At 50.1% G+C, this 18,066-nt stretch carries 16 protein-coding genes; 2 read left to right on the top strand and 14 right to left on the bottom strand.

Annotated features, from left to right (window positions below):
* Positions 1-684: 684 nt before the first annotated feature.
* The 6 genes from mscL to QP860_RS05265 form a co-directional block, all read right to left on the bottom strand.
* Positions 685-1,074, bottom strand: coding sequence for a large conductance mechanosensitive channel protein MscL (gene mscL, locus QP860_RS05290; RefSeq protein WP_070620813.1), 390 nt, complete (start codon positions 1,072-1,074; stop codon positions 685-687).
* 83 nt (positions 1,075-1,157) lie between these two features.
* Positions 1,158-2,195 (bottom strand): YdcF family protein, encoded by a 1,038-nt coding sequence (locus QP860_RS05285; protein WP_284912304.1) that lies wholly within the window; start codon positions 2,193-2,195, stop codon positions 1,158-1,160.
* Positions 2,192-3,094, bottom strand: a complete 903-nt coding sequence (gene rsmI, locus QP860_RS05280; protein ID WP_070620808.1) for a 16S rRNA (cytidine(1402)-2'-O)-methyltransferase — start codon at positions 3,092-3,094, stop codon at positions 2,192-2,194. Before rsmI ends, QP860_RS05285 begins: the two co-directional genes overlap by 4 nt.
* A 12-nt stretch (positions 3,095-3,106) precedes the next feature.
* Positions 3,107-3,415 (bottom strand): GIY-YIG nuclease family protein, encoded by a 309-nt coding sequence (locus QP860_RS05275; RefSeq protein ID WP_070620805.1) that lies wholly within the window; start codon positions 3,413-3,415, stop codon positions 3,107-3,109.
* On the bottom strand, positions 3,408-4,151 hold the full coding sequence (locus tag QP860_RS05270; protein WP_070620802.1) for a tRNA1(Val) (adenine(37)-N6)-methyltransferase: 744 nt from the start codon (positions 4,149-4,151) through the stop codon (positions 3,408-3,410). Before QP860_RS05270 ends, QP860_RS05275 begins: the two co-directional genes overlap by 8 nt.
* Before the next feature lie 24 nt (positions 4,152-4,175).
* Positions 4,176-4,538, bottom strand: a complete 363-nt coding sequence (locus tag QP860_RS05265) for a DNA replication initiation control protein YabA (protein ID WP_070620799.1) — start codon at positions 4,536-4,538, stop codon at positions 4,176-4,178.
* A gap of 820 nt (positions 4,539-5,358) precedes the next feature.
* On the opposite strand from QP860_RS05265, the gene QP860_RS05260 reads away from it, so the two are divergent.
* A complete protein-coding gene (locus QP860_RS05260) occupies positions 5,359-6,126 on the top strand; it encodes a GNAT family N-acetyltransferase (RefSeq protein ID WP_070620796.1) in 768 nt (255 codons plus the stop codon).
* Between the two features lie 88 nt (positions 6,127-6,214).
* Here QP860_RS05260 and holB read toward each other — a convergent pair whose 3' ends face one another.
* The 7 genes from holB to nrdD all read right to left on the bottom strand — a co-directional run bounded on the left by holB (position 6,215) and on the right by nrdD (position 14,584).
* The gene (gene holB, locus QP860_RS05255; RefSeq protein WP_284912303.1) at positions 6,215-7,189 is read right to left on the bottom strand and encodes a DNA polymerase III subunit delta'; all 975 of its coding nucleotides are present in this window, start codon (positions 7,187-7,189) and stop codon (positions 6,215-6,217) included.
* An 11-nt stretch (positions 7,190-7,200) separates the two neighbouring features.
* A complete protein-coding gene (gene tmk / locus QP860_RS05250) occupies positions 7,201-7,851 on the bottom strand; it encodes a dTMP kinase (RefSeq protein WP_070620791.1) in 651 nt (216 codons plus the stop codon).
* Positions 7,851-8,468 carry a recombination mediator RecR gene (recR, locus tag QP860_RS05245; protein WP_070620788.1) on the bottom strand — a complete coding sequence of 206 codons (618 nt, stop codon included), beginning with the start codon at positions 8,466-8,468 and terminating at the stop codon, positions 7,851-7,853. Before recR ends, tmk begins: the two co-directional genes overlap by 1 nt.
* 332 nt (positions 8,469-8,800) lie before the next feature.
* Positions 8,801-9,109: a YbaB/EbfC family nucleoid-associated protein gene (locus QP860_RS05240; RefSeq protein WP_070431494.1), complete on the bottom strand. Its 309-nt coding sequence runs from the start codon at positions 9,107-9,109 to the stop codon at positions 8,801-8,803.
* A 201-nt stretch (positions 9,110-9,310) separates the two neighbouring features.
* Positions 9,311-11,107 (bottom strand): DNA polymerase III subunit gamma/tau, encoded by a 1,797-nt coding sequence (dnaX, locus tag QP860_RS05235; RefSeq protein ID WP_070620785.1) that lies wholly within the window; start codon positions 11,105-11,107, stop codon positions 9,311-9,313.
* Positions 11,108-11,765: 658 nt separating this feature from the next.
* Positions 11,766-12,335 (bottom strand): anaerobic ribonucleoside-triphosphate reductase activating protein, encoded by a 570-nt coding sequence (gene nrdG / locus QP860_RS05230; protein WP_070620782.1) that lies wholly within the window; start codon positions 12,333-12,335, stop codon positions 11,766-11,768.
* A complete protein-coding gene (gene nrdD, locus QP860_RS05225) occupies positions 12,335-14,584 on the bottom strand; it encodes an anaerobic ribonucleoside-triphosphate reductase (RefSeq protein ID WP_284912302.1) in 2,250 nt (749 codons plus the stop codon). Before nrdD ends, nrdG begins: the two co-directional genes overlap by 1 nt.
* A gap of 705 nt (positions 14,585-15,289) precedes the next feature.
* Here nrdD and QP860_RS05220 point away from each other — a divergent pair.
* Positions 15,290-16,213, top strand: coding sequence for a nuclease-related domain-containing protein (locus tag QP860_RS05220; RefSeq protein ID WP_284878651.1), 924 nt, complete (start codon positions 15,290-15,292; stop codon positions 16,211-16,213).
* A 418-nt stretch (positions 16,214-16,631) separates the two neighbouring features.
* Here QP860_RS05220 and gorA read toward each other — a convergent pair whose 3' ends face one another.
* Positions 16,632-17,981 carry a glutathione-disulfide reductase gene (gene gorA, locus QP860_RS05215; protein ID WP_070620772.1) on the bottom strand — a complete coding sequence of 450 codons (1,350 nt, stop codon included), beginning with the start codon at positions 17,979-17,981 and terminating at the stop codon, positions 16,632-16,634.
* Positions 17,982-18,066 lie beyond the last annotated feature (85 nt).

Genomic DNA, 18,066 nt, shown 5'->3' with positions numbered 1-18,066 from the left:
GCAGAATAAAGAGCGAAGCATTCGCTTGTTTCTGACTTGTGAAACCACTCCAAGACTGCCAAGTCGAACCCGACTAGGAAGGGTGTGAGGGAGCGCGGGTAGAAGTGGACCTCTGGAGCAAAAGGGATAAGAACGGCTGCAAGCCGATCGTTCCCTTTTGTGAAGAGGAGCCACTTCTGTGCGCTCGAACCCGACTAGATAGGGTGTGAGGGCTGGCGTTTAGCTTCCCAAGCCGAGTCTAAGTAAAATATGGCACAATCCATGGTAAAAATATAAAGTACGGATCAACAAGCTAGCAAGGATCTTGCTAGCTTGTTTACATTATGATGAGCCCAGTCAGCTTGCCTAGCAGGAGCTGAACTTGCTAATTGGAGGCCCATTTGCCAGCTGTGCTAGTCTACTTGCTAATCAGAGCTCCGTTTGCAAGTTGACACGACTCTACTTGTTAACGGAGCTGGCATTTGAAAGTTGCCCACGTCCTACTTGCTAACAGGCAGCTCGTTAGAAAGTTCAAGGCCAGCTACTTGCTAATCGAGGCCCCTTTTTGGAAGTTAACGCGATCACCCCCTAAAAATAAGCCTTCTTGATATTTTAATGCTGATAACTAGCACCGAATTAAAAAAACACCGCCCTTTTTAGAGAGCGGTGTTTTTGCTTATTAATGATTACGAATCATTGTTAATACTATTTATTCTTCAAAAGATCGCGGATTTCAGTCAAGAGGATTTCTTCTTGGCTTGGCTTCGCTTCTTCTTCTGCGTCATCAACTTTTTCTTCCTTCATGAAGGTGTTCTTCAAAGTAGCCACACCCTTCATCACAAAGAAGAGAACCAGGGCGATAATCAGGAAGGAAACGATGGATTGAATAAAGTTCCCCACCATCAACTTGGTATTACCAATCTGCAAAACAATATCAGTAAAGTCCGTTGAGCCCGTGAAGAAAGCCACAATTGGCATAATAATATCTTCAACTAAAGAATTGACAATGGCAGTGAAAGCGGTCGCCATAACAACCCCGATGGCCATATCCATTACATTACCTTTTGCGATAAAATCGCGGAATTCTTTTAACATAAGTACTAGCTACCTCCTTAATATTTAGCTTTTCCTATGAGTCTATTAAAGCACAAATTAAGAACAACTTAAAGTCTTTCCTTTTAAAAATGTACAAAATTAATGATGCCAAAGCCGAGTAAAGCAAGGCTGACGATAAAGTGCAGGCGACGGTGCATAAAGAGAATGGCGATGTATTCGCGGAAGCTATCGATGGTCCATTCCTTCAAGGTAGAAGGGGCGCCAATCCCGCTCACCTGGTAGAGCTTCTCCAAGTTGGCATAGAGCTGGCTGCGGTAGAGGTGGTAGGAAGAGGTCACGAAGACAGCAGAAACCGCTTCGATAATGGGCTGGCGGTCTTGGATCAGGCACTTACTGTAATAGAAGTTACCGTGAGTATTGGACGCTTGGTCTTCCAAGAGAATCTTATCTGCTGAAAGGCCTCGGGCAAGGAGATAGTCGCGCATCACTTCCGCCTCGGTATAGCTAGCTTTGGGACCGGTCAGACCACCCGAGACAATGGTCATTGGCTGCTTGCCATGGATATAGGTGTGCCAGTTCAGGTAAGATAGGGTCCGATTCAAGCGCCGCTCCAGAACGCCACTGGGGCTGCCATCTGGTCTTAAAGAAGCTCCCAAGACAATCACATAGTCCTGGGCCTTTTGGCTTTCAAGGAAGGACAAGCGGGCGGACATTAGTAAATAGTTAATAAATAAGAGCACATAATAGGCCATTGCAAAGTCTGGAATCCTGAGCCAATCCTGCTTGTCCGAAAGCTCTACGGTAAAAATCAGCCAGTAATGGGCGATAGAAATCCCGATCAAGAGGACACTGAGGAAGAGGCCCACCAGCAACTGGCTATAGGAATGTTCCTTGGTAAAGAGATTCAAGGCCAAAGAGAACATGCAGACCCCAAAGATCATCAAGAGCAAGGGCGCGATATAGTCGGTTAGGACCTGGGCCCAGCGAAAAACCTGGTGGACCCAGTAATAACGCGGAAAATTCTGGTCATTGATCACCGCAAGAAAGAGGCAGACCAAGCCTAGAATCAGAATCAAGTTATCCCACACATTGCGTGGTGCCAGGATAAAGATAACCAGGGCCACGGCAATCAGGGCAAAGGCGATGCCATAAATAATCACCTTTGACCACCTTCAATCTGGTGGTAGGCGGCATAGACCTCCTGCTTGGCCAGACCCTGGTCCTTGGCCACTGCCTTGATGGCTGCTTTGGAGGTCAGACCTTCTTGAGCCATCCGTCCCAGAACCTGGTCGCGCAAGCTCAAGTCAGCATTGGGGGCCGCTGCTGCTTGTTCCGCCTGGGCTTCTTCCTCCGACTGGCCTGCCAGCATGAAGCAGATTTCGCCCTTTATTTCAGGATGGTCTTCATAGTAGGCAAGGACTTCGGCTAGAGTTCCCCGACGAAACTCCTCGAAGCGCTTAGTCAATTCCCGAACGACAACCACTTGACGGTCATTACCGAAGACCTCAGCACAGGCTTTAAGAGTCTGGCGGAGCCGGTAAGGTGATTCGTAGAAAATCAGAGTTGCCTGGTCGCCCTTCAAGTCTGCTAGAGTCTCCTTGAGGGCTTTTTTCTTGCGAGGCGGAAAGCCGACGAAAAGAAAACGCTGGGTATCGAGGCCAGAAGCCATGAGGGCAGTCAGGGCCGCATTGGGACCAGGCAGGGGAATCACCGGATAACCAGCTTGGATAACCGCCTGAACCAGGTCAGCGCCGGGGTCCGAGATAGCAGGCATGCCGGCATCCGACACCTGGGCTAGGACTTCTCCCTCCTCCAAGCGCTTTAAAATCGTCGCTAAGCGTTCCTGGTGGTTGAACTTATGATAGCTCAACTGCTTGGTTGAGATGTCAAAATGATTGAGGAGTTTTTGAGTATTGCGGGTATCTTCAGATAATATCAGATCAACTTCCTTGAGGGTGGTCACCGCACGGAAGGTCATATCCTCCAAGTTACCAATGGGCGTCGGCACAAGGTAGAGCCGACCTCGGTCTGACGCTTGAAAACTTTTTTGTTCCTGCATACTGGGACCTCCTTAAGGCGTATTGTCGAAGATAAATTGCTGGGTCAAGGGTTGGCTGAAGTCGATCCCCTGCTGGGTTAGGTAGGCTTCCTTAGCCGGTCGCTTCTGGTGCTTGAAGGCATATTCCGCCGACATGGCTGCAGACTTATTCGCATAAGCCTTAGCATAGATCATATAGCAGGGGCGACGGGAAGCTGGCCGAGTATACTTGGCTCCTTTGCCGGACTGGTGGGCTTTTTCCCGGCGTTTAAGATCAGTGGTATAGCCCGTATAGAGGGTCTGGTCAGCGCAGGCCAAGACATACATATAGTGTTTAGCCATAGAGCACCGCCGCCACTTCCTTAGAATAGTGCCCCTCTTGGTCATGGATATAGAGCGGAGGCTCAGCTCGCAAACCTTTTGCCTGGCCATTCTTAATGAATTCGAGAAGGACGATATGGGCCTCCCGTCCAGGCAGGGGGTACACCAAGCGGAGCCGCTTCAATTGGAGCCGGTGCTTATCGGCGAGGAGTAAGAGTTCCGGCAGACGTTCCACCTGGTGAACGAGATAAAGCTTCCCCCGTGACTTCAGGAGGATCTTCGCCTGTTGGAAGATATCCTCCGCCGTCATCAGGAGTTCATGCCGAGCCACCGCCTTACTATCGTTAGGATTCAGAGGGGACTGGGGATAGACCTTGAAATAGGGTGGATTGCAGGTGATCAGGTCCACACTATCATGGGCAAAGTAATCCCGCGCCCGGCGGATATTGCCCTGGATAATCTGAACCTGGTCCTCCAAGTGGTTGTGGCAAACCGAGCGCTGGGCCATATCTGCCACATCCTCCTGCCATTCAATCCCGTAGACCTTCCCTTGCGTCCTTTGCGCTAAGACCAGGGGCAAGACCCCATTACCCGTGCAAAAGTCAACCGTCACAGACCGGGCACTCGCCTTGGTCTGGGCAAAGTCAGCCAGCAAGAGGGCATCAATGGAGAAGGCAAAATGATCCGCGCTTTGAATAATATCCAGATCCTCCCGCATCAAGCGGTCCCAACGCTCGCCTGGCTTCAATTCGGTCATTGCGATTCCTCCCTCTCCTGCTGCTTAACGGTCACTGTAGAGGATGTCCAAGCAGAACATGCACTGTTCATCATTCGCCCGGCGCTGACCATAAGAAATATTACAAATATGGTAGCCATCCTCATAAATATTCATTAGGTTCTTCAAGGCTGGGGACAAGCCTGACACATCTTCCGGGCTATGCCCACCTAGCTCAGCCTGGCCACCCTGGTCAGGCGCGGTCAATTCTTGGAGTCGCTCGCGCAAATACTGGTTCTCCATCTGCAAGTCATGGTTTTGCATAACCGCCTCCGACCAACGCTCCTCCAAACGGTCCAGATTCTCCAACAAAGCACTCAGCTGAGCCTTCATCCCCTCAAACTCCTCAACCATCTCACGATTATCCATCAAATCCCTCCTTCACAGCTTAAACAAGAAGCCTTCTTCTAGTCATCCATTTTAGCATATTTTACCCTAACGTGCTTGTAAAAAAGGGTGTGAGCAAGAGCGCTTAGCTTTGGATGCTTGGAGTAAGTCGGAATAAGAGCAAGCCACGCTTGCACGTTTCCGACTTGCGAAAGCACTCCAAAGCTGCTCTTGCGAACCCAACTAGATAAGGGTGTGAGCAAAGGCGGTTAGAAAGGGATGACTGGAGGCAAAGAGGAAAAGAGCGGCTTTAGCCGATCGTTCCACTTTGCTGAAGTCACTCCCTTTCTGCCTTTGCGAACCCGACTAGATAAGGGTGTGAGCAAGAGCGGTTAGACTTGAATGATTGGAGGCTCATCGAAAAAGACTGACGTTAGTCAGACGTTTCGATGAGCTGAAATCACTTCAAGTCTGCTCTTGCGAACCCGACTAGATAAGGGTGTGAAGGCTGGCGTTTAGCTTTTCTTCACTGGAGGTAAGCCACAAACAAGGGCTCGGAGTGTGGGTTGACAAGCTTCAAGCCACAATCAAGGCCCCGGAGTGTGGGTTGATAAGCTTCAAGCCACAATCAAGGCCCCGGAGTGTGGGTTGACAAGCTTCAAGCCACAATCAAGGCCCCAGAGTGTGGCTTAGCAAAGCACAAGGCATAAACAGAGCGTGCGAGTGTGGCTTGGCAGATTACAAGCCGCCCCTCTAGCAAAAAATCTCCCAGCTTGCTATTAAACTTGAAAGATCTTTTCTAATCCCAATATTTTACCTTATAATAGTTGAGACGCCTCACCATAGAGAAAGGATGATCCCCATGTTCTATTTTTCTGATTTATACAGCTATGCTAGCCACTACGAGCCCACCGATCTTTTTGATTTTTTAGGCAATCCCCAGCTGGCAGAGGATTATGAAACAAATTGCCTACAGCTGGCCTTCATGCCTGGTGCTGAGGAGCTCGACATACTCGAGGATATCTTCTGGGACTATGCGGAGGAACTGGGCCTGGCCTATTACAGCTTCTACCTGCCTGAAAACCACGGCATGCCCAATGAATTGATGGCAGCCCTCGAAGCCAAAAACTACCAATTAGCCAGCTACCAAGTCTTCCAGAGCCCCGCTAACTTAATCCAACCAGAGCCTATCCATGTCGATTGGCAAGAAGTCAATGACGAAGCTAGCTTCCAGGCCTATCTAGATTTCCAAACTCCCTTCGACCAAGCGGCCCCTCCTGCCCTCAGAGATAGCCGAGCCTTACGCTATCAGATGGCCTATCAGAATCCCTGGATCAGCCAAGCCCTGGCCTATCAAGGAGAGCAACTTGTTGCCACATGGGACCTGATCGACCAGGGACACTTTCTAGAAATCGACAACCTGACCGTCCATCCCGACTACCGGCGCCAGGGAATTGCTTCCCAAATTGTTGCCCTCAGCCAGGAAAAAGCCGCCCAGTCTGCTAACCCCCTCCTCGCCCTAGCGGATATCGAAAATCCTTCCATGGCTCTCTTTGAAGGACTAGGCTTCGAGGCCTTGAGTCTGGTCAATCGCATCCACCGTCCTCTAGACGAAGCAGATGCACTTTAAAACATAAAAAGCGGTCCATAAGTCTCCCTGCCCTAAGCGATTATCTGAAGGTTAGGGAGATTATGGCCGCTTTTTTCATTCATACACACTAGCCTTGCCAGCTCGCTAGAACAAAATATTCTAGGGCTGCCTGGGGGCTAACATTGGCTTGAATCATCCGCCGGGCCTTAAGTGCCAGCTGGACTTGGTTTTGGAGCCGGCGGGGATTTACCTGGCGGCGGAGGTCCTGGTAAGCCGAAGTCCGGGAAGGCAGGATGAGTTGGTCTGTTTCCTGGTAGTTGAGAACAAGCAGGTCGCGCAAGTAGGCCAAGATGATTTCAAGGAGGCGTTGGTTAGTCTCCCGTCCCTTGTCTCGCTTGATCCAGTCCGTCTGCACCATGGTAAAGGCCCGGGGATCCTGTTTAACTAGGGCTTCCAGCCAGGTCCAGGAACGTTTGGTCTGGTCTAAGAAAGCCTCATCCTCTGCCAAGTCTTGGGCTAAGCTGAGGTCGGAAGTCAGAGCTGCCAGGTATTCCGACACTTGCGAGCTGATCCCCGCCTCCTGGTAGGTCAGCCGGACCTGGTCCAGGGGCAGACTCTTGAAGTGAATCACCTGACAGCGCGACTGGATGGTTGCCAAGAGCCGCTCTTTTTGACTGGTCAAAAGAAAAATATAAACTTCGGGATTGGGCTCTTCCAGGAACTTGAGCAGGCTATTGGCCGCGCTATTGGTCATCTTCTCCGCGTCATGGATAATGAAGACCTTGTGCCCGCCACCCATAGCGGTTAGCGAAAGCTCCTGCTTGATCTCCCGCATCTGGTCGATCTTCAGGCTCTGCCCTTCCGGCTCGACGTGGACTAAGTCAGGGAGGTCGCCTTGGACGAGGAGCTGGCAGTTCCGACACTGGCCACAGGGCTTATCCTCCCCCTGACAAAAAAGGGCCGCCGCCACATAGTCAGCCATCTCCGCCTGGCCGGCCCCCGCCTCTCCTTCAAAGATATAGGCATGGCCCAAGCGTCCCTGACGGAGGACCCGGTCCATGAGTGCCGTGAGTTCCGGCTGCTTGGCTTGAATTCGAAACATGGTCTCCCCTCCTAGTCTTGGCGAAAGTCTTCTGGATAAGCCGCCTGCAAGATTTTCCAAGCCTGGTCCAAGCAGGCTTCTGGCGCCTGACTGGCATCGATGGCCTTAATCCGCTGACCTTGGTCCTTAGCTAGGAGCTCTTGGTAGCCTGCTACCACCCGCTTATGGAAGGCGATACTCTCTTGGTCCAAGCGGTTGTATTCGTCAGAGCGCTGCGTCTGAATCCGGCGAATGCCCTCTTCTGCTGAGAGATTTAAGTAGAGGGTAAGATCTGGCGCCTGGCCTTCCGTCGCAAAGTCATTGATGGCTTGAATGCCAGCCACTCCAATCTCCCGGCCCCAAGCCTGGTAGGCAATGGATGAATCCACGAAGCGATCGCAAACCACCCACTTACCGGCTGCTAGGGCAGGTTGGATCTTATGGACCAGGTGCTGGCGACGGCTCGCTGCATAGAGCAAGGCCTCCGCCCGGGCATCTAGGTCCGTATGGGCAGGATCCAAGATAAGGTCGCGGATTTTTTCTGCTAGGGGCTCGCCCCCTGGTTCACGAGTAGCAAGCAAGTCAGGAAGCAAGTGAGCTTCCAAGCGGGCAAGAAGGCCTTGGATCAGGGTCGTTTTGCCTGAACCATCTGGGCCTTCCACTGTGATAAAACGTCCTGGCATCAGTCTTGCTCCTTCCCTTGGTTCATGGTCCGCCGCCCCTCCAAGGCACGGAGGAGGGTCATCTCGTCAACATACTCAATATCTGACCCCACAGACAGACCATAAGCAATCCGACTCACCTTAATCCCTGCCGGCTGGATCAAGCGGGACAAGTAAGTCGCCGTCGCCTCACCTTCAGCCGTGGCATTGGTCGCAATAATCACTTCCTGGATAGTCTCATCCTGGAGCCGGGTCAGTAAACTCGTAATATTCAAGTCTTCCGGACCTGTCCCTTCCATGGGGGACAAGACGCCATGGAGGACATGGTAGAGGCCTCGGTACTCCTGCATCCGCTCCATGGACATGACATCCCGAGCCTGCTCCACCACCATGACCTGGGACCGGTCCCGGGTCTGATCAGCACAGAGCACACAGGGATCTTCTTCCGTAATATTCCCGCAAACGCTGCAGTAGACTAAATTGCGCTTCACATCGACCAAGGCCTTAGCAAAATCCACCACATCCGCTTCCGGCATATCTAAAACAAAAAAAGCCAAGCGCGCCGCCGTCTTCGCCCCAATTCCTGGCAATTTCTGGAAGCTATCAATCAACTTAGCAATAGGTTCTGGATACTGCATCTCATCCTCCTTAAATCATTAGGCATAAAGAAGAGGCCCAGCAAAGATTGGCCAGGCCCCATGCATACGTGCTTCTTAACTTAAAACCATTCCTTAATTTTTAATGGTGGTAATTAGTAACCAAAAACTATACCAATTACTTTTGAGCAGGAGTGAAGCGTTGAAGTTGGTCCTTAGCCATGAAAAAGCAAGCAAAGGGAATTACGGATCGTAGGCTTTAGCCGTACGAGCCGTTTGACTCTTGCTAGGCGAGAGACCGAGGCTCGAGCCGGTGCCATGGCTCTTCAAGGACCAAATTCAAAAGCGCAACGTATGCTCACCAATACAAATTGTTAAAATCCTAAACCAGACAAGCCCTTGCTGATCCCACCGAAAGATTTCTCTTGGGCAGCATCCACTTGGCTCAAGGCATCATTCGTTGCTTCCAGTAAGAGGTCTTGGAGCATATCGATATCATCAGGATCCACCACATCCGGTTTCAGGTCAATCTTTTCAACCTTCTTGTCGCCCGTCACCGTCACCTTAATCATGCCAGACGGTTCCGTCCCAGTAAAAGTCGTTGCTGCGAGCTCCTTTTGCGAAGCCTCCATCTGCGCTTGCATCTTCTGTGCCTGCTTCATCATCTTTTGCATATTCATCATATTGTTGGCCATTTTAAATCTCCTTTGTGTTTAATTGAGCTTCTCTTGGTCATAGCCAGTCCACTGTATCGCTTAGCGTTCCCTATAGAGAACGTTTCTCTCCTATTATAAGGGAAAATGCCTGAAGGGTAAAATGCTTTGCTGAACTTTTAATAAAAACACCTTGGCAGCAGTCGACGAGAAAAAGATAAGCTCTCGGTCTTAATCATCCACTACCGTCACATTATCTGCTCCGAAAAGCTTGATTGCTTCTTCCGCTAGGGGGTTATCTTCCTTAGCCTGGACCCCTTCCAACAGGGTCTGGTCACTATCAGCTGGCTTTTCCTCAGAAGGCGCGTCTTGCTGGGTCTCAGTTGGCGCCTGGTCGCCCAGGAGTTCGTCCAATTTCCCTGCCTTGTGGGCGGTGACGTAGTTCTGCCGGGCTTCGTTCCACTGCTCGCTCGTCAGGATGAGCATCTTACCGGGATGGCCTACCCCTTCCTGGAGGCGTTTGGCAACGGTGTCCTTGATGGCTTGGTCGTCAGCTACCTTTTGACAGAGGATGGCATAATCGAAACGTAGAACAAAATACTCAGGGGAGGCAGCGGCAGGATAGGTCTGCTTGAGCAGGGCCTGCTGGATATTGGGCAGGGATTCCACCAGGTCAGGCCAGACGCTTTCAATCTTATGGCGGTCGGTATTGGTGGCCTCGGACAGAGTCTTATAAATCAGCCCGTAATTAGGTTTATAGTTGACTGAACCAGCCGCTTGGCGCTTAGGACTGGCTTTGCCCTGGCCCTTAGCTGGAACTGCTGCAGTCCCTTGGGCGATCTGGTCTTGGAGGGATTTGACTTGGGCGGTCAAAGCCTCCAGCTGGTCTTTGGCTTCCTGGGATACTGGCGAACTCCCTGGAGCCTCACTTGGAGCTGGCGCCTGATTAAGGCTCTGACTCAAACGAATCGAGAGGACTTCCAGGTAGATCTCTGGCTGGCTGGTAAAGCGGAGCTCCGACTGGGCCTCCTGGAAATGGTCCATCATCAGGTAGAGGGCCTGGTCAGGGAAATCCTTGGCCAAGTCAAAGAAGGCTTGGGAGAAGTGGCGGGTCAGTTCGGATTCTTGACCCCCCAATTCCTTAGCCATGAGCAGGTCGCGGATAAAGGCCAGCATCTCTTCGACGAAACGATTGGCTTCCTGGCCCTGGTTGAGAATCTGATGGAGGGTATCGAGCGCTTGCCGGGCATCTTGCTTAAGCAGGGCTCGACTGTAGGCCAGCATCTGGTCCTCGCTCAGAGTCCCCGTCACCAGGCGGGCCGTCTCCGCATCCAGACTGCCTTCCGCAAAAGACAGGCTCTGGTCCAAGAGGGAGAGGGCGTCCCGCATCCCCCCATTGGCCGCCCGGGCAATAATCTTCAGACTGTCTTCCTCATAGTCCTGGTCATTGCTTTTGAGGATATAGGCCAGGCGCTCTTCGATATCCGTATTGCGGATCCGGCGAAAGTCGAAGCGCTGGGTCCGGGAGATAATCGTCGCAGGAATCTTATGGGGTTCCGTCGTCGCTAGAATGAAGACCACGTGGGCAGGCGGTTCCTCCAAGGTCTTGAGCAGAGCATTGAAGGCCCCCGTCGACAGCATGTGGACCTCATCGATAATATAGACCTTGTACTGGGCTTCAGTAGGCGTATAGCGGACCTTATCGCGGATGTCGCGGATCTCCTCCACCCCATTATTAGAAGCCGCGTCGATTTCAATCACATCGGCCAGGGTGCCCTCGGTAATGGCCTGGCAGATGGCGCATTCATTGCAGGGTTCCCCATCGGTCTGGTTGGGGCAGTTAATGGCCTTCGCAAAAATTTTCGCCGCGGACGTTTTCCCCGTCCCCCGGGGCCCTGTAAAGAGATAGGCGTGGCTGGTCTTCCCCTCGCGGATGGCATTGCGCAAGGTGCGGGAAACGGCCACCTGTCCCACAATATCCGCAAAGCGCTGGGGCCGCCAGACCCGGTATAAAGCCTGATAAGACATAAATAACGCTCCTTTATTGTACTCGTTTGGGGAGTCAAGTCCCTCCCACTGTCCTATGTATTATAACAAAACTTCCCCACTTTGGCCCGAGTGAACTTTTTAACTGCAAATGTTAGAGAATTATTGGTTGTTTCACATTATTTCTATAGTTTAGACCTTGTATGTTAACAACTTACGAATAAAAAATACTATTAGATACTGAGAAGCATTGATTATTCAGTGAGAATTTTGGCCTAGCCAATGGTATCTAGACATTGGAAGTTTAGCGACTGACGGATAAAATATAAGACAGGATAAGTCGTTCTTAACCCTCTAAACAATTAATTATCAATCTTAAGACGGAACATATGCTCATCATACAATTCCATGTACAACTTCCCCATCAATCACCAAATAAGAATCAGCTTGGAATTTGTTTCTGAGCAGGAGTGGAGCGGTTGAAGTTGGTCCTTAGCCATGAAAAGCAAGCAATGTGAATTAGGGCTAGTAGGCTATAGCCGTACTAGCCCTTTGAAGCTTGCTAGGCGAGAGACCAAGGCTCGAGCCGGTGCCATGGCTCTTCAAGGACCAAATTCAAAAGCGCAACGCATGCTCACTAGCAGCATTTCAAAAAAAGCAGCTGACTTTCCCAGAAACAGGATCGTCAGCTGCTTTGTCATTAAATATCATCATACTTGCCGTCCAGCCAGAGGACCATCTCCCCCTGGGCCAGGGACTTCTTCACATCGATAATGCGCTGGTTGGAGCTGCCGCGAAAGCGCAAGTTCAAGTCGAGCTTGTCGAGTTCGAAGCGGCCATCAACAAGCACATCGATATGGTTGAGGAGCCAGAGCTTATCGTCCGTCTCCTGGAGCAATTCCTCCCAATAGTAACCGCTCCAAGACCAGATATCCTTGCTATCCCCGAAGCGCTCGCGCACCTTGGCGACCAGGCGGTTGAGAACCTGGGTATTGAGGAAGGGCTCGCCCCCTAGCAAGGTCAGGCCTTGGATATAGGGTTGGGACAAGTCGTTGAGGATCCGCTCTTCCAGCTCATCGGTATAGTCTACCCCATAGTTGAAATTTTGCACAATCTTATTGTAACAGCCCTTGCAGGCGAAGGGGCAGCCACTCACATAGATGGAACAGCGGACGCCATCCCCATCCACGAAGTTAAAAGGCTTGTAGTCGGCAATCTTACCCTTGCTGAATTTCTCTGCTGTCCACTCTTTGGGCTTGGGGTTGCGCATTAGCCATCAGCCTTTCTTTGGGCATCCTGGTTCAAGAGGTCGATGGTGTCTGCTTTAGAATCCTTGACCAAGGCATTGTCTGCTGACATATGCTTAACCCGGGCGCTAATTTCCTTGTGGCGGCCTTTTGCCATGGGCCGGATATTGGGGTTGCCCAGATAGCCGCAGGTCCGCTTCACCACGTCACAGCTGTCAGGGTCGTTGTTGCCGCACTGTGGGCATTCGAAGCCACGCCCGGTCGGCTTAAAGTCCCCGCTGAAGTCGCAGGCATAGCAGTGGTCGATCGGCGTATTGGTTCCCAAGTAGCCCACCCGGTCATAGGCGAAGTCCCAAACAGCTTCTAGGGCCTTAGGATTTTGCCGCATGTTGGGGTATTCGCAGTAGTGAATGAAGCCGCCACTGCAATATTTAGGATAGTCTTTTTCGAATTCGAGCTTCTCAAATGGTGTCGGGTTCTTACGGACATCGTAGTGGAAGCTGTTGGTGTAATAGTCCTTGTCCGTAATGTCCGTAACCTGGCCAAATTTTTCTTGGTCCAGCCGGCAGAAGCGGTCCGTCAGACTCTCACTTGGGGTGGAATAGATACTGAAGTGATAGCCGTAGTCATCCCCCCATTGGTCCGCTACTTCCTTCATGTGCTTGACGATATCCAGGGTGAAGGCCTTGGCTTCCGCATTGTGCTCCCAGTCTGGCCCGTAGAAGTAAGTGGCTGCTTCATAAAGGCCGATATAGCCCATAGATACCGTAGCTCGACGGTTCTTGAAGAGCTCATCGACATCATCTTCTTCATTGAGCCGCTTGCCGAAAGCCCCGTATTGGTAGAGGATTGGTGCATTCTCAGGCTTGGCTTCCTTGGTCCGCTCCACTCGGTAGAGAAGAGCCTTTCTCAAGACTTCTAAGCGTTCATCAAAGATTTGCCAGAACTGGTCCTTGCTGTGGTCAGATTCTAGGGCAATTCGCGGAATGTTCAGGGTCACAACGCCCAGGTTCATCCGGCCGCTGTTGACCTCGCGTCCCTGTTCATCCTTCCAACCTTGGAGGAAGGACCGGCAACCCATCGGCGCCTTGAAGGACCCTGTTAATTCGACAATCTTGTCGTACATGAGGACATCCGGGTACATCCGTTTGGTAGCACATTCGATGGCCTTTTGCTTGATGTCATAGTTGGGATCGCCCTGGTCCAGGTTAGTTCCGCGACGGATGGTGAAAACGAGTTTAGGGAAAATAGCGGTCCGTTTTTCCCGGCCCAGCCCTTGGATACGAACATTCAGGATGGCCAGCTGAATCTCGCGGGCAAACCAGTCCGTCCCCAAACCGAAGCCAAGGGTGGTAAAAGGCGTCTGGCCATTGGAAGAATACAAGGTGTTGATCTCATACTCCAGACTCTGCATGGCATCGTAGATATCCTTCTTGGTCCGGGCGTAGGCAAATTCGCGCTGACGGTTCTCACCCTCGATCCACTCTTTAGCCGTCTTCAGATGCTTATCAAAGTTCAACTTAGCATAAGGGGCCAGGACCTCATCGATCCGGTCTGCTGAACAGCCGCCGTACTGGGAAGACGCCACATTGGCAATAATTTGGGCGATCTGGGCGCAGGCCGTGTTGATCGACTTGGGTGACTCGACCTCGGCATTCCCGATGTGGAAGCCATTGGACAACATCTCTTGGAAGTCGATCAAGCAGCAGTTAGTCATGGGTGAATAAGGCGAGTAATCCAGGTCATGGAAGTGGATATCCCCCTTCAAGTGGGCATTGGCCACTTCCTTAGGCATCATAGAAAGCCCAATCGCCTTAGCCGAAACCCCCGCCGTCAAGTCGCGGGTCGTATTGAAGACCCGGGAGTCCTTGTTGGCATTCTCATTGAGGACTAACTTGTCCCCTGCCGCAAATTCTTGCAGCTTGGTCGACACATCATACTGCTTGTCATTGAACTGCATCTTATTGTGGCGGAAGACCTGGTAGCGCTGGCTGGCTTCTGTATAGCCGAAGTCTTCTAAAGTCGAGACCACCGCTTGGGCAATCCCCGCAGACTGGAGGGACTCCGCATCCCCCTGGAAAATCTCTGCCAAGGTCGCTTGGAAAAGCTTATCCAGCACTTCCTCATCCTTCACATCCAGGGCTTTGGCGAGCGAATGCTTAACCGCAGAAGGCTGGAAATGAGCCTTGTGCCCATCCCGTTTTTCAACCATCAAATCCTCCAAATTAATATTTTGGATCTTTATTTCTGGCGTTGTTTGCTCATTAAACATCCCAATCCCTCTTTCTAACTTGTGTATCCTTTATCGATTAGACACAAGATATAGGGGGTTCGACTGACTTAACTCCCCTATATCTTGAGCTCACTAACTATCATAACCGACTACATATAGATTTTCAACATTAATCTCGTACAATATCTTGTGTTTTACAGATTGTTCTCCTAACAAAGACCGCCAAAGCCCCACAGTCTGGGAAGAGCGGAAAACAATTCTTTGAAAAAACTCGCTTCGCTTGGTCAGAAAATACAGAAATGGCTTTTTGAGGGTAGAGAGAGTTCAGATGGATCTTATTTTGCTCGATTGGAGGTTGCGGTTTGTATTCGAGAACACTGAGTGCAAATTATAGTTAACTTAGATTCAACCCACAGTCGAGGGCCACAATTGTGGGTTGGTTGAATATAAGCCACACTCGAAGGTCACAATTGTGGATTGCTTGGATTCAACACACACTCGGGAATCATGATTGTGGCTTGATCGGGCCCAACACACACTTGAGAATCACAATTGTGGATTGATTAAATGCAAGCCACACTCGAAGGCCACAATTGCGGATTGCTTGGATCCAACACACACGGCCCACTCTTTTGTGGCCTAGTCTCCAAAGTTTTTTGACTCAAATATATTATTTATAAAAAATAAAAATCAGTTAGTGAATATCACTATTAACCGCCTATATATCTAATAGGAGGGATGAAAATGACTAGAAAAGAATCATTAACACTACAATATTTTCGTACTTTGAAAAAATATCAACATCTAACATCAGAAGAACAGAAAATACTAGATTATTTCGAACGTGGGTTTGAGGGGGAACTAGCTTTCGATCAAATGTTAGACCAACTAGAAATCCAGCCTCTCGCGCATTATCGCAATTGGCAGTACCAAGAAGAGTATATAGAGATTGATTCACTCCTCGTCTTTCCTTCAACCCTTTGCCTAATAGAAGTTAAAAATTATCGCGCTCAAGTTAGGTGTCGAGACCGCCGTTGGACCTTCAACAACTATCCGGGAGAGCGGGATATCTGCCAACAATTACTTAAATCACAACTTTTTTTGGAAAATTTATTAGCAGAACATCATCTCCCATTGAAGCTAGAAGCTAAAATATATTTTGCCAATCCCTATAACTATCCCGATTTGGATGATTCGGTAGCTAATAATGTTCTACTTCCCCACCAGGCCCAATCATTTTTTAAACGTCTAAGCCAAGAAAAGCTCCAGCCGGAAATCAAATCTCTTTGCTATTTGCTTGATAACATACAAAATTCTCCTGCTTTAAATCAATTAGAAAGTCTACAAAAATTTTATCCAGGTTTTCATTGCAAAGTTTGTCATAAAAAGCTCAATGTTTTTCGCTATTACCTGTCCTGCTCTTGCGGTCAAACGATTTCTAAGGATGAAGCGATCTTAGAACTCATTCATGACTATGCTCTTCTTTTCCCTAATCAGACACTTAATGGAACTGCTATTCAAGATTTTGCTTGTGGAAAAGTAAGTTATTACAAAATTCAGAAAATTCTTCAAGAGCATTTTATCTATCTAAAAGGAAAAAATCCAAGACAGTTTAAAAATCCCTATGCGGACAATACATCGAAGCCTAGTCGCCTTGCTATATACTAAATTTAGTTTAGCTCGATATAGTAGGATAGATCTAATGACTTCATTTATGAATAATGCAAACTTCAACCCACATTCGGATCTTCTGATTGTGGGTTAAATCGCTCTAACCCACAATCAAGGCTCTGCTTTGTGGATTGAATATAAGCTACCCACAATTAAGTATCGTATTTGTGGATTAAACATTCTCTACCCACACTCGAGGGCTTCAATTGTGGCTTAGATAGGCCTAATCCACAAACAGATACTCCATTTGTGGATTATCCCATCAAATCCTAACAAAAATCCCGAGCATAAGACTCGGAATTCTTCACTCCAAGCTTCCAGACGAAAGTTAACACCCCAATTCAGCTAGCTACACCACCCCACCAAAAAATCCCCCGAGCTCAGAGCTCGGGGGACCAATCGACAGATATTCTAATTAGCGCAGGGTAACAAATTCTTCAGCGCTGGTTGGGTGGATGGCAACGACGCTGTCCAGGTCGGCTTTAGTGGCGCCCATTTGGATGGCGACGCCGAAGCCTTGGAGGATTTCATCCATGCCTTCGCCGGTGCCGTGGAGGCCGACAACTTTTTCTTCAGGGCCGGCACATACGACCTTGTAGTGGCAGGCTTCACGCTCGCCGGCAGCTGAAGTGTACATGGAGTAGAAGTTGCTGGTGTAGACCTTGATGGCGTCTTCACCGTATTTTTGGATAGCGTCAGCTTCGCTCAGGCCGATTGACCCTAGAGCAGGGTGGCTGAAGACTACGGTTGGAACATTGTCATAATTAATAGTGCCAGATGCTGCTCCGTTATAGAGGTATTCAGCGACTTGGCGACCGGCACGGATTGCCACGGGAGTGAGGTTGACCTTGTTGATATTGTCGCCCACCGCATAGATGTTGGCAACAGAAGTCTGGTGGTTGTCATCCACCAAAATCGCTCCGGTCTTCTCGTCGGTCTCAACACCAATCGCTTCTAAGTTCAAGTCATCCGTATTGACCGCCCGTCCGATGGCCATCAGCACCTTGTCTGCACTGGCGACTTTCTCCCCATCGGCATAGCAGGCGATCTGGCCTTCTTCTTCCGCAAATTTCTCCAAAGCTTGCCCACCATGGAAGGCGATACCTTGGTCTTCAAAGGATTCCAAGACGGTATCCACTAACATTTGGTCGAAGCCTGCCAGGGGTTGGTCTTGGAATTCGAAAACATCGACCTTGACGCCGAGTCCGTTCAAAACGCCCGCAATTTCGACGCCGATATAGCCAGCGCCGACAATTACCACCGATTCAGGCAGGCTCTCCCAGGCGAAGAAATCGTCTGAAGTCGACAGGAGCTCGCGCCCTTCCACATTAGGGACTTTAGGCCGACCACCAGTAGCGATCACAATCTTGTCCGCACTATAGGTCTGGCCGTCAACTTCCAGGGTCTGGGCATCGACGAAACGACCATAACCTTCAATCACCGTGATTTGATTTTTCTCAAATTGCCGGGTATAGGACTGGCGGGAGCGATTGATATAAGCATCCCGCGACTTCTTAAAGGTCTGATAGTCAAAGTCGACGCCTTCCACGCTAAAGCCGTAGCCGGGACCGTAAGTTTCAATGGCATCTCGGACACGGGAGGCATACCAAGAAATCTTCTTCGGCACACAACCAATATTGACACAGGTTCCCCCGAGATGTTTGGCTTCAATCAGGCCCACCTTGGCGCCATGCTCCGCTGCCCGGTTAGCTGTCGCAATACCGCCGCTGCCGCCACCGAGAACTAATAAATCAAAATCTGCCACAAGAACCACTCCTTCTTCATTAAACACTAAGTTACTAAAGCTATCATAACAAATTCTGAGCCCAGCCGCCCCCTATCTGCTCAGA

It is taken from the genome of Aerococcus sp. UMB1112A, from assembly GCF_030230715.1.
GTDB lineage: Bacteria > Bacillota > Bacilli > Lactobacillales > Aerococcaceae > Aerococcus.
Note: the sequence above shows the minus strand (reverse complement) of the source record. Positions and strands in the feature narration are given on the sequence as shown.

Coding starts and splice junctions, on each gene's coding strand:
- QP860_RS05275 (WP_070620805.1), bottom strand. CDS start 3,415: ATGGCTAAACACTATATGTATGTCTTGGCCTGCGCTGACCAGACCCTC.
- nrdG (WP_070620782.1), bottom strand. CDS start 12,335: ATGCGCAACCCCAAGCCCAAAGAGTGGACAGCAGAGAAATTCAGCAAG.
- QP860_RS05270 (WP_070620802.1), bottom strand. CDS start 4,151: ATGACCGAATTGAAGCCAGGCGAGCGTTGGGACCGCTTGATGCGGGAG.
- QP860_RS05220 (WP_284878651.1), top strand. CDS start 15,290: ATGACTAGAAAAGAATCATTAACACTACAATATTTTCGTACTTTGAAA.
- recR (WP_070620788.1), bottom strand. CDS start 8,468: ATGCAGTATCCAGAACCTATTGCTAAGTTGATTGATAGCTTCCAGAAA.
- QP860_RS05240 (WP_070431494.1), bottom strand. CDS start 9,109: ATGATGAATATGCAAAAGATGATGAAGCAGGCACAGAAGATGCAAGCG.
- QP860_RS05260 (WP_070620796.1), top strand. CDS start 5,359: ATGTTCTATTTTTCTGATTTATACAGCTATGCTAGCCACTACGAGCCC.
- QP860_RS05265 (WP_070620799.1), bottom strand. CDS start 4,538: ATGGATAATCGTGAGATGGTTGAGGAGTTTGAGGGGATGAAGGCTCAG.
- dnaX (WP_070620785.1), bottom strand. CDS start 11,107: ATGTCTTATCAGGCTTTATACCGGGTCTGGCGGCCCCAGCGCTTTGCG.
- holB (WP_284912303.1), bottom strand. CDS start 7,189: ATGTTTCGAATTCAAGCCAAGCAGCCGGAACTCACGGCACTCATGGAC.
- nrdD (WP_284912302.1), bottom strand. CDS start 14,584: ATGTTTAATGAGCAAACAACGCCAGAAATAAAGATCCAAAATATTAAT.
- rsmI (WP_070620808.1), bottom strand. CDS start 3,094: ATGCAGGAACAAAAAAGTTTTCAAGCGTCAGACCGAGGTCGGCTCTAC.
- mscL (WP_070620813.1), bottom strand. CDS start 1,074: ATGTTAAAAGAATTCCGCGATTTTATCGCAAAAGGTAATGTAATGGAT.
- tmk (WP_070620791.1), bottom strand. CDS start 7,851: ATGCCAGGACGTTTTATCACAGTGGAAGGCCCAGATGGTTCAGGCAAA.